The organism is Roseicella frigidaeris, from assembly GCF_003258945.1.
GTDB lineage: Bacteria > Pseudomonadota > Alphaproteobacteria > Acetobacterales > Acetobacteraceae > Paracraurococcus > Paracraurococcus frigidaeris.
The window spans coordinates 52,991-73,518 of sequence record NZ_QLIX01000017.1 but is presented as its reverse complement, the minus strand read 5'-3'; the positions used below and the strand labels follow the sequence as shown (position 1 = coordinate 73,518).

Annotated in this window: 15 protein-coding genes; 10 read left to right on the top strand and 5 right to left on the bottom strand. The window is 73.0% G+C overall.

Annotation, left to right across the window (positions count from 1 at the left end; all coding sequences use genetic code 11):
* Positions 1-185 precede the first annotated feature (185 nt).
* The 6 genes from DOO78_RS27000 to DOO78_RS18915 are packed head-to-tail and all read left to right on the top strand — an operon-like array spanning position 186 to position 7,268.
* Complete coding sequence (locus DOO78_RS27000; RefSeq protein ID WP_128080094.1) at positions 186-911, top strand: hypothetical protein; 726 nt, start codon at positions 186-188, stop codon at positions 909-911.
* Positions 895-1,506, top strand: coding sequence for a CDP-alcohol phosphatidyltransferase family protein (locus DOO78_RS18935; RefSeq protein ID WP_111471432.1), 612 nt, complete (start codon positions 895-897; stop codon positions 1,504-1,506). The genes DOO78_RS27000 and DOO78_RS18935 overlap by 17 nt, the downstream gene beginning before the upstream one ends.
* A 7-nt stretch (positions 1,507-1,513) precedes the next feature.
* Positions 1,514-2,752, top strand: coding sequence for an AI-2E family transporter (locus tag DOO78_RS18930; RefSeq protein ID WP_111471431.1), 1,239 nt, complete (start codon positions 1,514-1,516; stop codon positions 2,750-2,752).
* The gene (locus DOO78_RS18925) at positions 2,752-3,522 is read left to right on the top strand and encodes an HdaA/DnaA family protein (protein ID WP_111471430.1); all 771 of its coding nucleotides are present in this window, start codon (positions 2,752-2,754) and stop codon (positions 3,520-3,522) included. Before DOO78_RS18930 ends, DOO78_RS18925 begins: the two co-directional genes overlap by 1 nt.
* A gap of 33 nt (positions 3,523-3,555) precedes the next feature.
* Positions 3,556-5,739 (top strand): RNA degradosome polyphosphate kinase, encoded by a 2,184-nt coding sequence (locus DOO78_RS18920; RefSeq protein ID WP_111471429.1) that lies wholly within the window; start codon positions 3,556-3,558, stop codon positions 5,737-5,739.
* A gap of 14 nt (positions 5,740-5,753) precedes the next feature.
* On the top strand, positions 5,754-7,268 hold the full coding sequence (locus DOO78_RS18915) for a Ppx/GppA family phosphatase (protein ID WP_243634610.1): 1,515 nt from the start codon (positions 5,754-5,756) through the stop codon (positions 7,266-7,268).
* Positions 7,269-7,293: 25 nt separating this feature from the next.
* On the opposite strand, the gene DOO78_RS18910 is transcribed toward DOO78_RS18915, so the two are convergent.
* The 4 genes from DOO78_RS18910 to aspS all read right to left on the bottom strand — a co-directional run bounded on the left by DOO78_RS18910 (position 7,294) and on the right by aspS (position 12,712).
* Positions 7,294-8,865 carry an ABC transporter substrate-binding protein gene (locus DOO78_RS18910; protein WP_243634607.1) on the bottom strand — a complete coding sequence of 524 codons (1,572 nt, stop codon included), beginning with the start codon at positions 8,863-8,865 and terminating at the stop codon, positions 7,294-7,296.
* Between the two features lie 16 nt (positions 8,866-8,881).
* Positions 8,882-9,844 (bottom strand): isopenicillin N synthase family dioxygenase, encoded by a 963-nt coding sequence (locus DOO78_RS18905; protein ID WP_111471427.1) that lies wholly within the window; start codon positions 9,842-9,844, stop codon positions 8,882-8,884.
* 144 nt (positions 9,845-9,988) lie between these two features.
* Positions 9,989-10,810 carry a cell envelope integrity EipB family protein gene (locus tag DOO78_RS18900; RefSeq protein WP_243634606.1) on the bottom strand — a complete coding sequence of 274 codons (822 nt, stop codon included), beginning with the start codon at positions 10,808-10,810 and terminating at the stop codon, positions 9,989-9,991.
* A 30-nt stretch (positions 10,811-10,840) separates the two neighbouring features.
* On the bottom strand, positions 10,841-12,712 hold the full coding sequence (gene aspS / locus DOO78_RS18895; protein ID WP_111471426.1) for an aspartate--tRNA ligase: 1,872 nt from the start codon (positions 12,710-12,712) through the stop codon (positions 10,841-10,843).
* Positions 12,713-12,821: 109 nt separating this feature from the next.
* Between aspS and rnd the strand changes: the two genes are divergently transcribed.
* Positions 12,822-14,000, top strand: a complete 1,179-nt coding sequence (rnd, locus tag DOO78_RS18890) for a ribonuclease D (RefSeq protein ID WP_111471425.1) — start codon at positions 12,822-12,824, stop codon at positions 13,998-14,000.
* 149 nt (positions 14,001-14,149) lie between these two features.
* On the opposite strand, the gene DOO78_RS18885 is transcribed toward rnd, so the two are convergent.
* On the bottom strand, positions 14,150-15,757 hold the full coding sequence (locus DOO78_RS18885) for an ABC transporter substrate-binding protein (protein WP_111471424.1): 1,608 nt from the start codon (positions 15,755-15,757) through the stop codon (positions 14,150-14,152).
* Positions 15,758-15,950: 193 nt separating this feature from the next.
* On the opposite strand from DOO78_RS18885, the gene DOO78_RS18880 reads away from it, so the two are divergent.
* The 3 genes from DOO78_RS18880 to DOO78_RS18870 all read left to right on the top strand — a co-directional run bounded on the left by DOO78_RS18880 (position 15,951) and on the right by DOO78_RS18870 (position 20,405).
* Complete coding sequence (locus DOO78_RS18880; protein ID WP_111471423.1) at positions 15,951-16,832, top strand: TauD/TfdA dioxygenase family protein; 882 nt, start codon at positions 15,951-15,953, stop codon at positions 16,830-16,832.
* A gap of 82 nt (positions 16,833-16,914) precedes the next feature.
* Complete coding sequence (locus tag DOO78_RS18875) at positions 16,915-18,582, top strand: Na/Pi cotransporter family protein (protein WP_111471422.1); 1,668 nt, start codon at positions 16,915-16,917, stop codon at positions 18,580-18,582.
* 290 nt (positions 18,583-18,872) lie between these two features.
* A complete protein-coding gene (locus DOO78_RS18870) occupies positions 18,873-20,405 on the top strand; it encodes a UxaA family hydrolase (RefSeq protein ID WP_111471421.1) in 1,533 nt (510 codons plus the stop codon).
* Positions 20,406-20,528 lie beyond the last annotated feature (123 nt).

The window sequence follows — 20,528 nt, the reverse complement described above, 5'->3', positions numbered from 1 at the left end:
GACCGCGGGCCCGGACCGGCATCGGCCGGCGCGGCCAGCTTGGCCGCACCGGCCGCTCGGGGTCCAGAGGAACCACGGGGCGGTCCCGGCCGGGCGCGGGACCATCGCCGGGAACAGGCAGCGGCCGGGACGATCCCCGGGCAGGAGGGCCGATGGCGGGGATCCGCAGGGGCAAGGGGATGGGCATGAGGGTCCGGGCGGCGATTCCGCTGGCGATCGCGCTCGGCATCGCGTGGCCCGCCGCGGCGCAGACGCCCGCCGCCGAGCCGGCCGCCGCGCCCGCCATTGGCCCCGAGGCCGCCGGCCCGGTGCTGAACCTCGTGCAGCGCGGCATCCCGGCCGAGGCCAGCGCCGAGAACGGCGTGCTGGCGCGGGAGCGGGCGCTCGCCGCCGGCCGCCGCACCGCCTGGGAGCGGCTCGCCACCGAGGCCGGCACCACCGCGCCCAACCTGTCCGATTCGCAGATCGACAACATGGTGAGCTCGATCGTCATCGAGCAGGAGCGCACCTCGCCGACCCGCTATGCCGGCCGGATCACCGTGAATTTCAACGGCAACCGGGTGCGTGGCGCGTTGGCCGGCCGGGTGCCGGGGCTGGCGCCGCCGGCCGCGGCTGCGGGCGGGGCGACGGCCACGCCCGGCGGCCCGGCCTCGAACTGGGTGGATGCCGTCGCCATCTATCACTCCATGGGCGAATGGCTGGAGATGCTGCGCCGGCTGAAGGGGGCGGGGCCGGTGGCCTCGGTGGAACTGCGCGCCATCGCCGTGGACGCGGCCCGGGTCCGGCTCGGGCTGCGCGCGCCGGTGGAGAGCGTGGCCGGCGATCTCGGCGGGCTCGGCCTGCAACTCGCCCCTGCCGTCGGGACGCGTCCGGGCGAAGCCTGGCGCCTGGTCCTTGCCGGCGGGCCTTGAGCCCGGGCGGGAGGGCAGGGGAGCGGACGGCGCGGCGCCCGCCGTGCTCGTCACCCTGCCCAACCTCATCACCCTGGCGCGGCTCTGCGCCGTGCCGGCCACCGTCTGGCTGATCCTGCAGCACCGGCTCGACCTCGCCTTCCTGCTCTTCGTCGGCGCCGGCCTCTCGGACGCCGTCGATGGCTGGCTGGCGCGGGTGCGGAACGCCCGCAGCGCGCTCGGCGCCCTGCTCGACCCGGTGGCCGACAAGGCGCTGCTGGTCTCGGTCTATGTCACCCTGGCCGCCATCGGCGTGCTGCCGGACTGGCTGGCGATCCTGGTCGTCTTCCGCGACCTGCTGATCGTCGGCGGCGTGCTGGTGCTCTGGGTGCTCGGCCAGCCGCCGGCGATCCGGCCGCTCATCCTCTCGAAGGTCAACACGGCGCTGCAGATCGGCCTCGCCGCGCTCGCCCTGCTGCTCGCCGGCTTCGGGCTTTCGGCGGATGGGCTGCTCACGCTGCTGATCTGGGCGGTCGCGCTCTCCACCCTGGCCTCGGGCGCCATCTACGTCGTCGCCACCCTGCGGCGTCCGCGCGCGACGCCCGATGCGTCGTGAGGCGGGGATGACGCTGCTGCCAGCCGGGCGCGGCGCGCCGCGGCCCCCCGCAACCGGCCCGCTGGCCGCCCCGGCGACCACCCCGACAACCACCCCGGCCGCCGCCCCCGCGGCCGAGCCGCCCGCCCGGGCCCGGGCGGAGCCGCCGCGGCCGGCCGGGGCCGCCCGCGTCTCCACCCGCGGGCAGCGCATCGCCCTCTTCGCCGGCCTCGGCGGCGCCCTGCTGCTCGCCCTCTGGCTGTTCTCGCAGATCCTGACGCCCTTCGTCCTGGCGGCGGTGATCGCCTATTTCCTCGACCCGGTGGCGACCCGGCTGAGCCGGGTCGGCCTGCCGCGCGGCCTGGCCGCGCTGCTGCTCGTGCTCGGCATGGTGGCGGTCGCGCTGCTCGGCCTGCTGCTGCTCTATCCGCTGCTGATCTCGCAGGTCACGGTGCTGCTGCAGCGCCTGCCGAGCTACGTGCTCGGCGTCGGCCAGGCGGTGCGGGACGCGCTGATCGTGCTCTCGGCCCGGCTCGGCCCGGATGTCTTCGACACCAGGCTGCAGGACCTCGCGGTGGGACAGGCCGGGGCGATCATCTCCTGGCTCGGCACCTCGGTGGCGCGGCTGCTCGGCGGCGGCGTCGCCCTGTTCAACGTCTTCACCCTGGTCACCGTGACGCCGGTGGTCGCCTTCTACCTGCTGCGCGACTGGCCGCGCATGGTGCTGCGCATGGATGCCTGGCTGCCGCGGCGCTCCGCCTCGACGCTGCGGCAATTGGCGCGCGACACCGACCGGCTGCTCTCCGCCTGGCTGCGCGGGCAACTCCTTTGCTGCGCGCTGCTCGCCGTCTATTACGCCGCGGCGCTCTCGGCGATCGGGCTCGAGCTCGGGCTCACCGTCGGGCTGCTGTCGGGCATCCTCTCCTTCATCCCCTATATCGGCTCCATCACCGGGCTGCTCACCGCGCTCGGCCTGGCGCTGGCGCAATTCGGCACCTGGAACGGGGTGCTGACGGTGCTCGCCATCTTCCTCACCGGGCAGGTGGTCGAGGGCTACATCATCTATCCGCGCCTGCTCGGCGACCGGGTGGAGCTGCATGCGGTCTGGGTGATCTTCGCCCTCTTCGCCGGCGGCGTCGCCTTCGGCTTCCTCGGCGTGCTGCTCGCCGTGCCGATCGCGGCGGTGGCCGGCGTCATCGCCCGCTACTGGCTGCGGCGCTACCTCGAGAGCCCGCTCTATCTCGATCCGCCGCGCACGGGGCTCTGATGCCGCCGGAGGGCCGCCCGCCGATCCCGCCGCCCGCGCCGCGCCAGCTCGCCCTGCCGCTGCCCGTCGCCGCCTCCTGGGCCGAGGAGGAGCTGCTGGAGGATGCCTCGAATGTCGAGGCGCTGGCCTGGCTGCAGCGGCCGGACCGCTGGCCGGGCGGCCGGCTCGGCCTCTTCGGCCCGGCGGCGACGGGCAAGACGCATATGCTGCGCGGCCTGGCCGCGGCGCGGCGCTGGCCGGCGCTGGACGGCCTCGCGCTGCGCGGCCTGCCCGAGGTGCCGGCCGGGGCCGGCCTCGTCCTCGACGACGCGGATTGCGCGCCAGAGGAGGAAGCGCTGCTGCACCTCCTCAACCTCTGTGCCGAGCGCGACCAGCGCCTGTTGCTCGTCGGGCGGGAGGCGCCGGCGCGCTGGCGGGTCGCCCTGCCCGATCTGCGCAGCCGGTTGCGGGCGATGACCGCCGTCGCCGTGCATCCGCCGAGCGATGCGCTGCTCGCCGCCCTGCTGCGGCGGCATTTCCGGCTGCGCCAGCTCCGGGTCGAGCGTGGGGTGCAGGACTGGCTGCTGGCCCGGCTGCCGCGCGAGGCGGCGGCGATGGCCGAGGCGGCGGCCCGGCTCGACCGCGCCGCCCTCGCCGCCGGCGGCCGCGTCACCCGGGCCCTGGCGCGGGCGGTGCTGGCGGACTGGCCGGAGCTCGGCGACGCCGTCGAGGATGACGATTCGATGGCGATCCGGGAAGCCGATTGGCCGTCCACCCCGACCCTGCTGTAGGATTCGCCGGACTGCTGTCGGAGGCTCTGCCCGATGTCGCTCGCCGAAGTGCTGCCGCCGGCCGAGGCCGAGCCCGCCATCACCCTCGAGCAGCCGGCGCGCTTCATCAACCGGGAGCTGTCCTGGCTCGACTTCAACACCCGGGTGCTGGAGGAGGCGGCGAACCCGCACCACCCGCTGCTCGAGCGGCTGCGCTTCGTGGCGATCTCGGCCTCCAACCTCGACGAGTTCTACTCGGTCCGCGTCGCCGGGCTGATCGGGCAGGAGCGGGCCGGCATCGCCACCCTCTCGCCGGATGGCCGCACGCCCTCGCAGCAGCTCGCCGAGACCCTGGCGCGGGCGAAGGAACTGATCGACGGCCAGCAGCAGGAATGGCGCGAGCTGCGCGGCCTGCTGGCGGCGGCCGGGCTGGTGCTGGCGACGCCGGAGGCGTTGAGCGAGGCCGACCGGGACTGGCTCTCCAACTGGTTCATGGAGCGGGTCTTCCCGGTCCTCACGCCGCTCGCGGTCGATCCGGCGCATCCCTTCCCCTTCATCACCAACCTCGCGCTCTGCATGGTGCTGAAGCTGGTGCGGGAGGAGGATGGCGGCACCATGCGGGCGCTGCTGCCGCTGCCGCCGCAGATCGACCGCTTCATCCGCCTGCCCACGGCCGAGGGCGAGAAGGCGATCCGCTTCCTGCTGCTCGAGGACGCGATCACCCTCTCCCTCAGCCGGCTCTTCCCCGGCTTCATCCCTGCCGAGCACGGGCTGTTCCGGCTGATCCGCGACACCGATGTGGAGTTCGAGGAGGAGGCGGAGGACCTCGTGCGGTCCTACGAGACGGCGCTGAAGCGGCGCCGCCGCGGCCGGCCGATCCATCTGACCGTCACCGCCGCGACCCCGGCCGACATGGTCGAGTTCGTGGTCGAGGAGCTCGACGCCTCGCCCGGCAGCGTCGTGGTGGTCGATGGGCTGCTCGGCATCGCCGACCTGAAGCAGCTCATCGTCGACGACCGCCCCGACCTGCTCTTCACCCCCTACACGCCGCGCTTCCCGGAGCGGATCCTCGATTTCGGCGGCGATTGCTTCGCCGCCATCCGCGCCAAGGACATCATCGTCCACCACCCCTATGAGAGCTTCGACGTGGTGGTGCAATTCCTGCGTCAGGCGGCGCGCGACCCGAACGTGGTCGCCATCAAGCAGACGCTCTACCGCACCAGCCGCGACAGCCCGATCGCCCGGGCGCTGATCGAGGCCTCGGAATCCGGCAAGAGCGTGACCGCCATGGTCGAGCTGAAGGCGCGCTTCGACGAGGAGCGCAACATCGCCCTCTCGCGCGAGCTGGAGGCGGCCGGGGTGCAGGTGGTCTTCGGCTTCGTCGAGCTGAAGACGCACGCCAAGGTCAGCCTGGTGGTGCGGCGCGAGGGCGTGGCGATGCGCTCCTACGCGCATTTCGGCACCGGCAATTACCACCCGGTCACCGCGCGCATCTACACCGACCTCTCCTTCTTCACCGCCGATCCGGCGCTGACGCGGGATGCGCAGAAGCTGTTCAACTACATGACCGGCTATGCCCGGCCGGAGACGATGGAGGCGCTCGCCTTCTCGCCGCTGACCACGCGCCCGACCCTGCTCGGCCTGATCGAGCAGGAGATCCGCTTCGCGCGCGAGGGCAAGCCGGCGGGGATCTGGCTGAAGATGAACAGCCTGGTCGACATGCAGTTGATCGACGCGCTCTACCGGGCGAGCCAGGCCGGGGTGAAGGTGGAGTGCGTGGTGCGCGGCATCTGCTGCCTGCGGCCGGGCGTGCCGGGGCTCTCCGAGCACATCCGGGTGAAGTCGATCGTCGGCCGCTTCCTGGAACATTCGCGCATCATCGCCTTCGGCAACGGCCACCGTCTCCCCTCGCGCCGCGCCCGGGTCTATATCTCCTCGGCCGACTGGATGGCCCGCAACATGGACTGGCGCGTGGAAACGCTGGTGCCGGTCGAGAACCCGACCGTCCATGCGCAGGTTCTCGACCAGATCATGGTGGTCAATCTGAAGGACACGGCGCAGAGCTGGCAGCTGCAGCCGGGCGGCGAGTGGAGGCGCGTCGATCCCGGCGCGAACCCGGTCTCGGCGCATGAGTATTTCATGACCAACCCCTCGCTGTCGGGCAGGGGCAGCGCCCTGCGGCGGACCACGACGCAGGGCAGCCGCCGCGCCCGGCAGGACCGCGTGGCACAGGACTGATCCGCTTGGACACCATGGCCCCCTCCCGCCCGGGCGGCATGCCCGCCGCCGGCAGCCCCAGCCGCAGCGGCGTCGTCGATCTCGGCTCCAACTCCGTGCGCCTCGTCATCTTCGAGGGGACCGGGCGCAACCCGCTCGCCATCTTCAACGAGAAGGCCGTGCTCGGCCTCGGCCGCGGGCTGCAGGCGAGCGGCAGGCTGAACGAGGAGGCGATCACCCAGGCGCTGACCGTGCTCGCGCGCTACCACGCCGTCGCGCGCGCCATGAACGCCGATCCACTGGAGGTGCTGGCCACCGCCGCGGTGCGCGATGCGAGCAACGGCCCCGATTTCGTCACGGCGCTGCAGGAGCGGCTGCCCGGCGTGCCGATCCGCATCCTGCCCGGCGAGCAGGAGGCCGGCCTCTCGGCCGATGGCGTGCTGCTCGGCTTTCCCGGCGCGGATGGCATCCTCGGCGATATCGGCGGCGGCAGCCTCGAGGTGGTGCGGCTGGACGAGGGCCGCGCGATCCGTGCCGCCTCCCTGCCGCTCGGCGTGATCCGCCTGGCCGAACGCTCCGGGGGCGATGTGGTGCGGGCCCGGGCGGTGACCGAGCAGGGGCTGGCCGAGGTGCCCTGGCTCGCCGAGGGGGCGGGGCGGGACCTCTACCTCGTCGGCGGCGCCTGGCGGGCCCTGGCGCGGATGCATATCGCCCAGACCGGCTATCCGCTGGCCATCGTCCACCACTACGTGCTGCGGCGGGAGGAGGCGCGCGACCTCGCCGGCGTGGTCATGGCGGCCTCCCGCCGGACGCTCGAGCGCATGCCGGGCGCGCCGCAGAAGCGGCTGGGCGACCTGCCCTTCGCGGCCGTCGCGCTGCGCCGCTTGCTGCGGGCGACCGGCGCCGGGCGCGTGGTCTTCTCGGCCAACGGCCTGCGCGAGGGCTGGTACGCACGGCTGCTCGACCCGGCGACGCGCGCGGAGGACCCGCTGCTGGCCGCGGCGCGGGAGCTGGCGCTGCGCTGGGGGCGCGAGCCCGGCCTGCCGCCGGCGCTGCTCGCCTGGATCGACCCGGTCTTCGCCGAGCAGGACAGCGCCGCGCGCATGCTGCGGGAGGCGGCCTGCTGGCTCTCCGACATCGGCAGCCACGACCATCCGGAATACCGGGCCGAGCAGGCCTTCCTGCGCGTGCTGCGGCAGAACGGCGTCGGGCTCGACCACCATGCCCGCGCCTTCCTCGCCCTGGTGGCGGCGCTGCGCTACGAGGCGCCGCCGAACGCGCCCTTCATGGCGCCGACGCAGGTGCTGCTGGACATGCCGGCGATCCGCCGGGCCGAGGCGCTCGCGGCGGCGTTGCGCCTCGCCTACACGCTCTGCGGCGGCACGCCGGCGCTGCTCGCCGGCACCGCGCTGCGGCGGGAGGGCGGGCGGCTGGTGCTGCGGCTCGACGAGGGCAGCGGCGTCTTCGCCGGCGACAGCGTTCTGCGCCGGGTGGAGGCGCTGGGCGCGGCGCTCGGCCTCGAGGCGGTGGTCGAGGTCGAGCCGGGCTGAGACCGGCCCGCATCGATGGCCGGCCCTATTTCCGCGCGATGTTCCAGAAGATCGGGAAGGCGAAGGGCACCACGCCCGAAAGCTCCGACCGATAGGCGGCCGGGGCGGAGAACTGGCCGCCCAGCACGTAATTGACATTGCGGTGGAAGGCGGCCTGGAGCTTCGCCGCGATCGCCTTCTGCGCCGCCGGATCGGCGGTCTCGGCCACCTGCGCCAGCAGCGCCTTCGACTCCCCGTCGCAATACCAGCCGGGATTGAAGTCCGAGCAATTGTAGGACACGCCCGGATTGGCCAGCGGGTTGATGAGGTCGATGCCGTTCCAGACGATGGGCACCACGCTCCAGCCGCCGGCCTCGGTCGGTGCCCGGCTCAGCCGCTTCTGCGCCACCGTGGCGTAGTCCGAGGTGCGGAGATCGACGTTGAAGCCGGCGCGCTTGAGCTGGTCGGCCATGACGAGGCCGATCGGGTTGAGCAGCGCCGAGCTTTCCGCATGCAGGAAGACCACCGGCTCGCCCTTGTAGCCGCCCTCCTTCAGCAGCGCCCGGGCGCGCTCGATGCCGCTGCCCTTGTACAGCTCGGTGCCGGCGTCGCTGCTGAGCGGCGCGTCGCACATGTAGATCGAGCGGCACTCCATCGACATGCCGGCGGGCAGGCCGAGCGCGGCCATGACATCGGGCTGCTCGATCGCCGCCTGCAGGGCGCGACGCATCCGGATGTCGTTGAAGGGCGGCTGCAGGTGGTTGATGTTGAGGATGGAGACCATCTGCTCCACCCCGCGCTGGCTGGCGATGGTGATGCCGCGGTTGCGCTGGAGCAGCGGGATGAAGTGGAAGGGCACGATCTCCAGCATGTCCAGCTCGCCGGCCTGCAGCGCCGCCACCCGCGTCGCCTGGTCGGGCATGCTGATCAGCTCGATGCGGTCGAGCTTCATCGCCTTGCCGCCGGCCAGCCCATCCGCCGGCTCGGCCCGCGGCCGGTAGCGCGGGTTGCGCTCGAACACCGCCCGGTCGCCCGGGCGCCAGCTCGCCTGGCGGAACAGCAGCGGGCCGGAGCCGACCACCTCCGGCACCGCCTTGTCGGCCGGCAGGTTGGCCAGCCGCGCCGGCATGATGACGGGGATGGTATGGCCCGGCTTGCCCAGCGCCTCGGCGACGAAGGCGAAGGGGCGGTTCAGCTTCAGCACGAAGCTCCGCGCATCCACCACCTCGAAGCCCTCGGCGGCGTCGAGCATCAGCCGCCCCAGCGCCTCGCGCTTCGCCCAGCGCCGGATGGAGGCGACGCAATCCTCCGCCGTCACCGGCGTGCCGTCGGAGAATTCCAGCCCCTCGCGCAGGCGGAAGCGCCAGGTGAGGCGGTCCTCGCTCACCTCCCAGCCTTCCAGCATCTGCGGGTGGTAGCGGCCGGCGCTGTCGATGCCGACCAGCGTGTCATAGACCATGTAGGCGAAGACGCGGGTCGCGTTGATGCTGGTGACGATCGGGTCCAGCACCTGCAACTCGGTGTTCAGCGAGACGCGGAGCGGCTTCTCCTCGGCCCGGAGGGCGAGCGGGGCGAGGGCGGCGGCGGCGGCGAGGAGGAGCGGGCGCAGGCGGCGCATCGGCGGTCCCGCCGCCTCAGGCCGCATTCGCCTTGCGGACATGGTCGTAATTCTGGCCGCGGAACCAGGCCATGTACTGCTCCACCGTCATCGCCTCGTAGCGCGGGGCCTCGCCGAAGACGGCGCAGCTCGGCAGGCAGTCGATCAGCGTGTCGGGGTTGGGGTGGAAGAAGTAGGGAATGGCGTAGCGCGGGCCGCCGGAGGTGTTGAAGGCGCGGTGGGGCGTGGAGATGAAGCGGCCATTGCTCCAGCGATGCAGGATGTCGCCGGTGTTGACGACGAAGCTGTCCGGCACCACCGGCGCGTCGATCCAGGCGCCCTCCGGCGTGCGCACCTGCAGACCCGGCACCTTGTTCTGCGCCAGCAGGGTGATGAAGCTGGAATCGGAATGCGGGGCGATGCCGTACTCGTTCGCGCCATAGGCGGCGGGCGGGTAGTGGGTCAGCCGGAGGCCGGTGAGCGGGTCGTCGCAGAGCGGCGCGAAATAGTCGGCGGGCAGGTCGAGCGCGGCGGCGTAGAGCGGCAGCAGGCGCTGCGCCAGCGCGTCCATGGCGTCGTAGTAGCGCAGCGCCGTGGCGCGGAAGCCCGGCAGGTCCTCCGGCCAGCGGTCAGCCGCGCCGGCATCCTCGCCGCGCCGCTTGATGAAGAAGGCCTCGTTCTCGTTCGGCTTGTTGCCGGTGCTGAGATTGGAGGTGCGGGTGGTGCTGCCGCGCAGCGGCATGTAGCCTTGCAACACCGGGTTCACCTTCACCGCCAGCTTCCGCTCCAGCGGCAGGGCGTGGAAGCGCGCGGCGGCCTCGAAGGTCTCGGCGACCAGCCCGGCCGGCACGCCGTGATTCACGATGAAGAGGAAGCCGATGGTCTCGCAGATATGGCGAAGCTGCGCGGCGGTGGCCTCGGCGGCGCCCGGCGCCCCGGCCAGGTAGGGGCCGAGATCGAGGACGGGAATGGTGGGCGCGTTCGCGGCTGCCGCGGCCATGGCGGGTCTCCTGCACGGGTCTGGCTTTGTCCCCGCATGGCGTCGGCGTTCCTGACGGTCAGGTAACCAGCAATGCGGCGGCGCGTCAAACCGCGCCGGGACCCGGCAGGAGGGCGTCCAGGGCAGCGCTCAGGGGGGCGGCGCTCAGCAGGGATTGGGCAGGATCGACAGCTCCTGCAGCGCGCCGTTCACGCTGAACTCGCCGAAATCCATGGACATCTCGTCGGCCACGCCGTTCTCGAAGTAGCGCAGCCCCACCTCGTAATCCGGCGCGCTGGCCCCGCCGCCCGAGCCGTCATCCTTGCGGTCGAAGAAGGCGACGCGCATCCGGGCGCTGCCGAGCTTGGCCAGGCCGGGAAAGCGGCCATTCGGCTGCGGCGGCGTCCAGGCGGAGATCACCGTCGTCGTGTCCTGGGCGCCATCGGCGCTGGTGCCGTCGAAGAGCGGCACCACCATCAGCCGCGTCCCGGCCCGCGCCGCGGCGAGGCTGCGGATGGTGTGCAGCATCGGCAGCAGCGTGCCCTTGGGCAGCGGCTCCTCCTTCGCCTCCGGCTCGGTGTACTTCACCAGGCCGCCATCGGGCGTTACCTCGGCCTCGCCCGCCACGCGCTGCGAGACGGCGCCCTGGCTGGTCTGGGTGAGGCTGAAGCGGATGCGCTTCCCGTCCTTCGTCTCGAAGGTCGAATAGTCCGAGGCGGTCTCCACATCCTGCCCGTCGCGGTCCGTCAGGCGGAGCTGGAAGCGCTGGCGCGTCGCCCAGCCGTCGCAGGAATCCACCACCTCGTAGAGCATCACGCCCTCGGCCCGGGCGATGTCGGAGTTGTCGCGCACCTTGTCGAGGGTGAGGCGATAGGCGGCGCGGTGGCCGGCCATGGCCTCCACGCCCGGCTCCGCCGCCCGTCCGGGCAGCGCGACCGCCGCGCCGAGCGCGACCAGGGCAGCGATCAGGGGGCGACGCAACGGCATCGGGCGGGTCCTTCGGTGCATTCAGGGCATCTAGGGCGCCTTGGCCGGCGCCGCACCCTTCTCCGTGGCCTTTTCGCCACCGCCCTTCTCGCCGCTGCCCTTTTCGCCGGCGCCCTTGGCCGGCGGCAGGTCGAGGCGGATGTGCAGCTCCTTCAGCCGGGCCGGCTCGACCGGCGCCGGGGCGCCCATCATCAGGTCCTCGGCCTGCTGGTTCATCGGGAAGAGGATGACCTCGCGGATGTTCGGCTCGTCGGCCAGCAGCATGACGATGCGGTCGATGCCCGGCGCCGAGCCGCCATGCGGCGGCGCGCCGTAGCGGAAGGCGTTCAGCATGCCGCCGAAGCGCTGCTCCACCACCTCGGCCGAGTAGCCCGCGATCTCGAAGGCGCGGATCATGATGTCCGGCCGGTGGTTGCGGATGGCGCCCGAGGAGAGCTCGATGCCGTTGCAGACGATGTCGTACTGATAGGCCTTGATGGTCAGCGGGTCCTGGCTGTTCAGCGCCTCCAGCTCCCCCTGCGGCATGGAGAAGGGGTTGTGGCTGAAGTCGATCTGCCCGGTCTCCTCGTTCAGCTCGTACATCGGGAAGTCGGTGACCCAGCAGAAGCGGTAGGCGTCCTTCTCGATCAGGCCGAGCTCGTTGCCGAGCCGGGTGCGGACCTGGCCGGCGAATTTGGCCGCCGCCGCCTCCTTGTCGCAGGCGAAGAAGACCGCGTCGCCATCCTTGAGGCCGAGCGCGTCGCGGATCGCGATCGCCCGCTCGCGCTCGAGGTTGCGGGCGATCGGGCCCTGCGCCTCGCCATGGGCGAAGGTGATGTAGCCGAGCCCGCCGGCGCCGCTCTCGCGCGCCCAGTCGTTCAGCTTGTCGAAGAAGCTGCGCGGGTTGCCGCCGGCGCCGGGCGCCGGGATGGCGCGCACCACCGCGCCCTTCTCGATGGTGCGCGCGAACAGGCCGAAGGCGCCGCCGCGGAACTGCTCGGTCACGTCGCGGATGCGCAGCGGGTTGCGCAGATCCGGCTTGTCGGAGCCGAATTCCAGCATCGCGGTATCGAAGGGAATGCGCGGGAAGGGCGCCGGCGTGACCTTCCGCGCGGTGCCGGTGAACCCGGAAAATTCCTCGAAGACGCCGGCCAGCACCGGCTCGATGGCGGCGAAGACGTCCTCCTGCGTGACGAAGCTCATCTCGAAATCGAGCTGGTAGAACTCGCCGGGCGAGCGGTCGGCGCGGCTGGCCTCGTCGCGGAAGCAGGGGGCGATCTGGAAGTAGCGGTCGAAGCCCGCCACCATGGCGAGCTGCTTGAACTGCTGCGGCGCCTGCGGCAGGGCATAGAAGGTGCCGGGATGCAGGCGGGAGGGCACCAGGTAGTCGCGCGCGCCTTCCGGGCTGCTGGCGGTCAGGATCGGCGTCTGGAACTCGGTGAAGCCCTGCTCGATCATCCGGCGGCGGATCGAGGTGATGACCTGGCTGCGCAGCAGGATGTTGCGGTGCTGCTTCTCCCGCCGCAGGTCGAGGAAGCGGTAGCGGAGCCGCAGGTCCTCGGGGAATTCCGCCTCGCCCGCCACCTGGATCGGCAGCACCCCGGCCTCGGACTGCACCGCGAGCTCGCGCACCCGCAGCTCGATCTCGCCGGTCGGCAGCCGCGGGTTCACGGTGCCGGGCTCGCGCGGCACCACCTCGCCGGTCAGGGTGACGACGCTCTCCGGCCGCAGCCGGTCGGCGGCGGCGAAGACCGGCGAGCCCTGCGCGACGACGCATTGCGTGATGCCGTAATGATCGCGCAGGTCGATGAACAGCAGCCCGCCATGGTCCCGCTTCCGGTGCACCCAGCCCGAGAGGCGCGCCGTGCGGCCGGCATCGGTGGCGCGGAGCGCGCCGCAGTCATGGGTGCGGTAGGCGTGCATGGGGCGGTCGACCTGGCCTTGCTGGATGCCGCGGGTAAGAGGGGGCCGGGGGGCTCCTGTCAAGCCGCATGGCTTTCCCGCGGCTTCCCCCGGCGGTAGAAGCCATGCCATGAGCCGTCGTCCACCCGCCGAAATTCCAGCCCTGATCTCCACCAGCGCCGACCTTGCCGCCCTGTGCGAGCGGCTTCGCGGCGAGGAGTTCGTGACGGTCGATACCGAGTTCATGCGGGAGCGGACCTATTGGCCCGAGCTCTGCGTGGTCCAGCTCGGCGGGGCCAGCGAGGTCGCGGTGGTGGATGCGCTGGCCGAGGGGATCGACCTCGCCCCGCTCGGCGCCCTCCTCGCCGATCCCGGCATCGTCAAGGTCTTCCATGCGGCGCGGCAGGATGTGGAGATCTTCCTGCTGAAATTCGGCGCCGTGCCGACCCCGCTCTTCGACACCCAGGTCGCCGCCATGGTGGCCGGCTTCGGCGACCAGGTGAGCTATGACGGCCTGGCGCGGGCCCTGGCCGGGGCGCAGATCGACAAGGCGCACCGCTTCTCCGACTGGTCGGCCCGGCCGCTCTCGGACTCGCAGATCGCCTATGCCGCGGCCGACGTGACGCATCTGCGCCGCATCTACGTGGCGCTGAAGGAGCGGCTGGAGCGGGAAGGGCGGCTCGACTGGGTGGCCGAGGAGATGGCGGTGCTCGCCGAGCCCGCCACCTACCGCACCGAGCCGGAGAATGCCTGGGAGCGGCTGAAGCCCCGCACCAGCAACCGCCGCTTCCTCGGCATGCTGCGGGCGATCGCCGCCTGGCGGGAGCGGGAGGCGCAGCGGATCAACATCCCCCGCCAGCGCCTGGTGAAGGACGAGACCCTGCTGGAGCTCGCCGCCACCACCCCGGACAGCCCGGCCGAGCTGGCCCGGGCGCGCGGCATCTCGGAGGGCTTCGCCAAGGGCCGCAGCGGCGCCGGGCTGCTCGCCGCCATCAAGGAGGCGCGCTCCCTGCCGGAGAGCGCCCTGCCGGAGCCGCCGAAGGACCGGCACGGGCCCTCGCCCTCGCCGGCCCTGGTGGCGCTGCTGAAGGTGCTGCTCGCCGCCAAGTCGGAGCAGCACCATGTGGCGCCGAAGCTGCTGGCCAGCTCCGAGGATCTCGACCGGCTGGCGGCCGAGGCGCAGCCCGACCTGCCGGCCCTGCATGGCTGGCGGCGCGAGGTCTTCGGCGAGGCGGCGCTGGCGCTGAAATCCGGCCGGCTGGCGCTCGGCGTGGATGGGCGTCGGATCAAGCTGATCGGCGCCGCCTGATCCTCGCGGCCGTTGGTGTCGACGCAGCAACGGCCCCCATGCTCAGACCCCTCGGCGCCGGCGCCGCTTCCAGCGGCCGGGCCGCGCCATACGAGGGGCGGGCGGCAGGTCGGAACGTCCTGCGCCTGGCATGAGGCCGCGCCCGCGCCTCAGCCGCGCCGCAGGTTCCACAGGAAGGGGTTCGGTCCCTGCAGCACGCCGGTGAGGTCGGCGCGGAAGGCGGTGCGCAGGCGGAACAGCCCGGTCGGGGCGAAGGGCACGCTGGCCCAGGCCGCCTGTTGCAGCGTCGCCATGGCCGCGGCCTGGCCGGCGGCGTCGGGCGCGGCGATCCAGGCCTCCACCGCCGCCTCGCTGGCCGGGTCGCTCGGCCAGCCGAACCAGGCGCGCTCGCCATGGCCGCGGATGATCGGGCTGACCGCCGGGTTGGCGATGGCGGCCGCCGGGAAGTTCGTGTTGTGCAGGTTCCAGCCGCCCTGGGTCGGCGGCGCCCGGTTGGCGCGGCGGGCGATGATGGTGGCCCAGTCGCTCTCCACCAGCTCGATCGCCACGCCGAGCCGGCGCATGAGGTCGGCGGTGACCCGGCCCTGCTGGGTGACGGCGGGGAAGTCGCTCGGGTTGATCAGCACCACCGGCTCGCCGCGATACCCCGCCGCCCGCAGCGCCTCCCGGGCCCGTTGCAGCGCCGCTTCGCCGGCCGGGGGCGCCGGGAATTCCGTCACGCCGGGCAGGCCGCAGGGGAAGACGGCGTGGCATTCCTGCCAGTCGCCCGGCAGGGCGACGGCGGCCATGTAGTCCGGCTGCGCCAGGGCGTCGCGGATGGCGCGGCGCACCGCCACGTCGTCGAAGGGCGGGTGCAGCTGGTTGAAGCGCAGGAAGCCGAGGAAGCCGTTCGGGTCGTAGATCTGGGTGCGGAGCGCCCGGTCGCGCTCCAGCACCGGCACCAGGTCGGGCAGGGGATACTCGATCCAGTCGATCTCGCCGGTGCGCAGCGCCGCGGCGGCGGTGCCGCCATCGGGGATCCAGACCAGCTCCAGCCGGTCGAAATGCACCCGCTTGCCGCCGGAGGCCGCCTCGGCCGGCTCCGCGCGGGGCTGGTAGTCGTCGTTCCGGGCATAGGCGGCGCGGCTGCCCTGGACGAACTCGCCGGCCAGGAAGCGCCAGGGGCCGCTGCCGATCATCTCGCCGGCGCCGATCGGCCGGTCGGCCGGCAGCCGGGCCAGGCGCTCGGGCATGATGAAGGCGGGGCTGGCGGCGGGCTTGGCCAGGGCATCGAGCAGGGCGGGGAAGGGGCGGTGCAGGCGGATCACCAGCTCGCGGTCCGCCGGCGCCTCCCAGGCGGCGACGGCGCGGGCCAGCACTTGGCCGAAGCCGTCCCGCACCGCCCAGCGCTGCAGCGAGGCGATGCAATCCGCCGCCCGCACCGGCGTGCCGTCATGGAAGCGCAGCCCCTCGCGCAGGCGGATGCGCCAGCGCAGCCCATCCGCCTCGACCGCCTCGCCCTCGGCCATCTGCCGCTGCGGCCGGAAGCGCGAATCGCAGCCATAGAGGGTGTCGAAGACGCAGTAGCCATGCGTGGTGGCGATGGTGGTGGGGTTGAAGATCGGGTCCAGCACCGCCGGCGCCGCCTGCGGCATGAAGCGCAGCACCCGCGCGCGGGCGCCCTGGGCCAGCGCCGGGCCGGCGAGCGCGGGGCTGGCGAGCACAGGGCTGGCGAAGGCCGGCGCCAGGGCGGCGGCCAGCAGCGAGCGGCGATGCATCCTCGTCAGTCTCCCCTTGCGCGCCCGCGGGCGGCGATGGCGCCGGAGGGCGTGCATCGGGCCTGCCCTCCGGCGCGTCAACCAGCCGTCCCCCCCTGGCGCGCGGCGCCCCTTGGCGGCATCCTCCCCCGCGGCGCGGCAGCGCCCAAGGAACGCAGTCACCCGGCCGGCTCAGACCCCACGGAGACCCGCCATGAGCGCCGGCCCGCTTCTCGATCTCGCCGCCCCGCTCGCGGCGCGCCCCCTCGGTGCCACCTTCGGCGCCGAGCTCACCGATGTCCGCATCGCCGGCGACCTGCCGCAGGCGGAGATCGATGCCGTCCTCGACGCGCTGCACGCGCATGGCGTGCTGCTGCTGCGCAACCTGCCGCGGGACCCGGCGGCGCAGGTGGCCTTCAGCCGCCGCCTCGGCGCGCTGGAGCTGCATTCCGCCTCCGCCCATACCCATCCCGAGCACCCGGAGATCTTCTGCGTCGGCAATGTCGAGGAGCCGGGCGGGCTGAAGGCGAATTTCGCCACCGGCGTCGAGCAATGGCATGCCGACAGCAGCTACCGCGCCGTGCCGAGCCGGGCCTCGCTCTTCTACGCCGCCATCGTGCCGCCCGAGGGCGGCGAGACCTGGCTGCTCGATGCCAGCACCGCCTATGAGGAGCTGCCGGCGGCCATGCAGGCGCGCATCGAGGGGCTGCGGGCGGTGCACGACCTCAACACCCTCGCGGAATGGAACCGCCGGCACACCCCGGGCAAGGCGCCGCTCTCGGAGGAGACGCGGCGGCGCTTCCCGCCGGTCTCGCAGCCGCTGGTGCGGGTGCATCCGGTGACCGGCCGCCGCTCCCTGCTTCTCTGCCCGGCGGTCATCAGCCGTGTCGAGGGGCTGTCGCAGGCCGAGGGCGAGGCGCTGATCGCGGCGCTGATGCGGCATGCGGCGCAGGAGCGCTATGTCTACCGGCATCGCTGGCGGGTGGGCGACCTGGTGATCTGGGACAACCTGGCGACGCTGCACACCGCCAGCCTCTTCGACCACACCCGCTACCAGCGGCTGATGTTCCGGACCACCGTGGCCGGGACGGCCTGACCCCGCGCCGGAAGCCTTGAGGCGACGCCGGCCGCACAACCGCTAGGATGAAGAGTCCTGCGGTAGGAGGTAACGGGCGACGATGCACGAGGCCAGGCTGCTCGTGGAACTGGCGGGCGAGGCGGCGCTGCTGCTCTGGGGCCTGCACATGGTGCAGAGCGGCGTGCAGCGCGCCTTCGGCAGCCGGCTGCGCCACGCCCTCGGCCTGGCGCTCGGCAACCCGCTGCGCGCCTTCCTCGCCGGCCTCGGCGTCACCGCCGTGTTGCAGAGCAGCACCGCCACGGCCCTGATGGTCGGCTCCTTCGCCGCCGCCGGGGCGGTGGCGCTGGCGTCGGCGCTGGGGGCGATGCTGGGCGCCAATGTCGGCACCGCGCTCATCGTCCAGCTTCTCTCCTTCGACGTCTCGGCGGTCTTTCCGGCGCTGGTGCTGGTCGGCGTGGTCGCCTTCCGCCGCGGCCAGCGCACCCGGACGCGCGATCTCGGCCGGGTCGCCATCGGCCTCGGGCTGATGCTGCTCTCGCTGCGCCTGATGCTGGCCAGCATGGCGCCGGTCGAGGCCTCGCCGACGCTGCGCATGCTGCTCACCGCCCTGGCCGACCAGCCGCTGCCCAACCTGCTGCTGGCGGCGGTGATCTCCTGGGCGGCGCATTCCAGCGTCGCCGGCGTGCTCTTCGTCGCCTCGCTCGCCGGCAGCGGCGTCGCCTCGCCCGAGGCGGCGGTCGCCATGGTGCTGGGCGCCAATCTCGGCAGCGCGCTGAACCCGCTGCTGGAGGCCGGGGGCGACCGCGAGGACCCGGCGCGGCTGCGGGTGCCGATGGGCAACCTGCTGAACCGGCTGGCCGGCGTGGCGATCGGCCTCGCCTTGCTGCCGCAGGCCGTCGCCCTGCTGCGGCTGCTCGATCCGGCGCCAGCGCGGCTGGTGGCCAATGCGCATCTCGGCTTCAACCTGGCGACCGCCCTGCTGACCCTGCCGCTGCTGCCGGCCCTGGCGCGGCTGCTGCGGCGCCTGCTGCCCGACCGCACCGCCGCCGATCCGGCGGCGCCACGCTACCTGGACGAGGCGGCGCTCCGCACCCCCTCGGTGGCGCTGGCGAATGCGGCGCGCGAGGTGCTGCGGATGGCCGACCAGGTGGAGGCGATGCTGCGCGGCTCGTCGGAAGCCTTCCGCGACACCGACCGCGACGCGGCCAAGGCGGCGGCGCGGCTGGACGACGTGATCGACCGGCTGCACCGCGCGGTGCATGCCTATCTCGGCCGCATCCCGCGCGAGGCGCTGGGCGAGGAGGAATCGCGGCGGCTGCAGGAGGTGCAGGCCTTCGCCATCGCGCTCGAGCACGCCGCCGACGTGATCGAGCGCGACCTGCTGCGCCACGCCGCCAAGCGGCAGCGGCGCGACGGCGCGCTGGAGGGCGAGGCGCTGCAGGAGGTGCTGACGCTGCACGCAACGTTGCAGGAGCAGCTCCGCCTGGCGATTGCGGTCTTCATGCTGGAGGATGCCGAGGCGGCCCGCGCCCTGGTGCGCGGCAAGGAGGGGCTGCGCGAGGCGGAGCGGGAGGCGGCGCGGCGACTCTCCGAGGGCGAGGGCAGCGCCGCCGGGCTGCTGCTGGATGCGGTGCGGGACCTCCGCCGCGTCGGCGCGCATTTCGCCCTGGTGGCGCATCCGCTGCTGGAGCGGCGCGGCGAGCTGCTGTCGAGCCGGCTGGCCGCCGATCCCGGCCTGGTGGAGAACGAGCTGCCGGAAGGCGCCTGAGACCTCGCCACGGCGTCGCTGCGCGCCGCCGCGGGTCAGGACTCGCTCCCGGCGCGGCAAAGCCGTGCCAGGGCCACGGGTGGCGACGGTCCCGGGGAAGGGCATCCGAGAGGGGCGGCGGCGCTCGGGGCCGTTCGCAGCCCTGCCCGATCCACTCTAGGGCACCTCCCCTGAACACCGGTTCAGGGGAGGTGCCCTAGACTATTGTTTTCAGAGCATCTTCACCCGATCAGGTGAGGCCACCTGATCGGGATCTGCTCTAGAGTGACGCCCGCAAGGGAGAGCCCGCCATGGACGCTGTTACCCAGCCGCCGGTCATCCGACTCAACCCCGAGGATGGCGTCGTCATCGCCCGCCAGGTCCTGCCCCCGGGCACGCCGGTCGGGGGCGGCGTCGCAACCGCGGTGCGGATCCCGGCCGGCCACAAGATCGCGGTGCGGCCGCATGCCAAGGGCGAGCCGGTGCGGCGCTACGGCCAGATCATCGGCTTCGCCACCGAGGCCATCGCGCCCGGCCAATGGGTGCATACCCACAACCTCGCCATGGGTGACTTCGCCCGCGACTACGCCTTCGGCCAGGATGCCCGGCCGACCGAGCCGGTGCCGGTGCCCGCCACCTTCCAGGGCATCCGCCGCGCCGATGGGCGGGTGGCGACGCGCAACTACATCGGCATCATCACCAGCGTGAACTGCTCGGCGCATGCGGCCGAGCTCATCGCGTTGGCCTTCCGCCGCAACCCGCTCACCGGCGAGGACCCGCTGGCGGCCTGGCCGAATGTGGACGGGGTGGTGGCGCTCACCCACAAGACCGGCTGTGGCATGACCCAGGGCGAGCCCCTGACGCTGCTGCGCCGCACCCTCGGCGGCTTCGCGCGGCACGCCAATTTCAGCCATGTCATCGCCATCGGCCTCGGCTGCGAGGTGAACCAGATCGGCGGGCTGCTGGAGGAGCAGAAGCTCGCCGGACGGCTGCGCAACATGGCGATCCAGGAGATGGGCGGCACCCGCAAGACCGTGCAGGCGGGGATCGACTTCGTCCGCGAGGTGCTGGGCGAGGCCAATGCCGTGCGGCGCGAGACGGTGCCGGCGAGCGAGCTCTGCGTCGCCCTGCAATGCGGCGGCTCGGACGGCTATTCCGGCATCACCGCCAACCCCGCCCTCGGCGCCGCTTCCGACCTCGTCGTGCGCCATGGCGGCACGGTGATCCTGAGCGAATCGCCCGAGACCTACGGCGCCGAGCACCTCTTCACCCGTCGCGCCGTCTCCCCCGAGGTGGGGCAGAAGCTGGTCGATGTCATGCACTGGTGGGAGGAGTACACGCGCCGCGAGGGCGCCGAGATGGATGCCAACCCCTCGCCCGGCAACAAGCTCGGCGGGCTGACCACCATCCTCGAGAAATCGCTCGGCGCCATGGCCAAGGCGGGCAGCACCAACCTCGTCGATGTCGTGCGCTATGCCGAGCCGGTGACGAAGAAGGGCTTCGTCTTCATGGACACGCCCGGCTACGACCCGGTCGGCGCCACCGGCCAGGTGGCGGGCGGGGCCAACCTGCTCTGCTTCACCACCGGCCGCGGCAGCGTCTTCGGCTGCAAGCCTACCCCCTCCATCAAGCTGGCGACCAACACGCCGATGTATGAGCGGATGGAGGAGGACATGGACGTCAATTGCGGCACCATCGTCACCGGCGAGGAGACGGTGCAGCAGGTGGGCGAGCGCATCTTCCGGCTGATGCTGGAGACCGCGGGCGGCCGGCGCACCAAGAGCGAGAGCTTCGATTTCGGCGCCGCCGAATTCGCCCCCTGGGTCCTCGGCGCGACGATGTAATCGTGATCCCCACGACGTCGCTGCGCGCCGTCGCGGGGGCCCCGTGGTTCCCTTCTGGCCCGGGGTGCGTCGCAGCCTGCCGAGGCGAAGCCTCGGCAGGGCAACGGGCGGCGACCCGCTCCG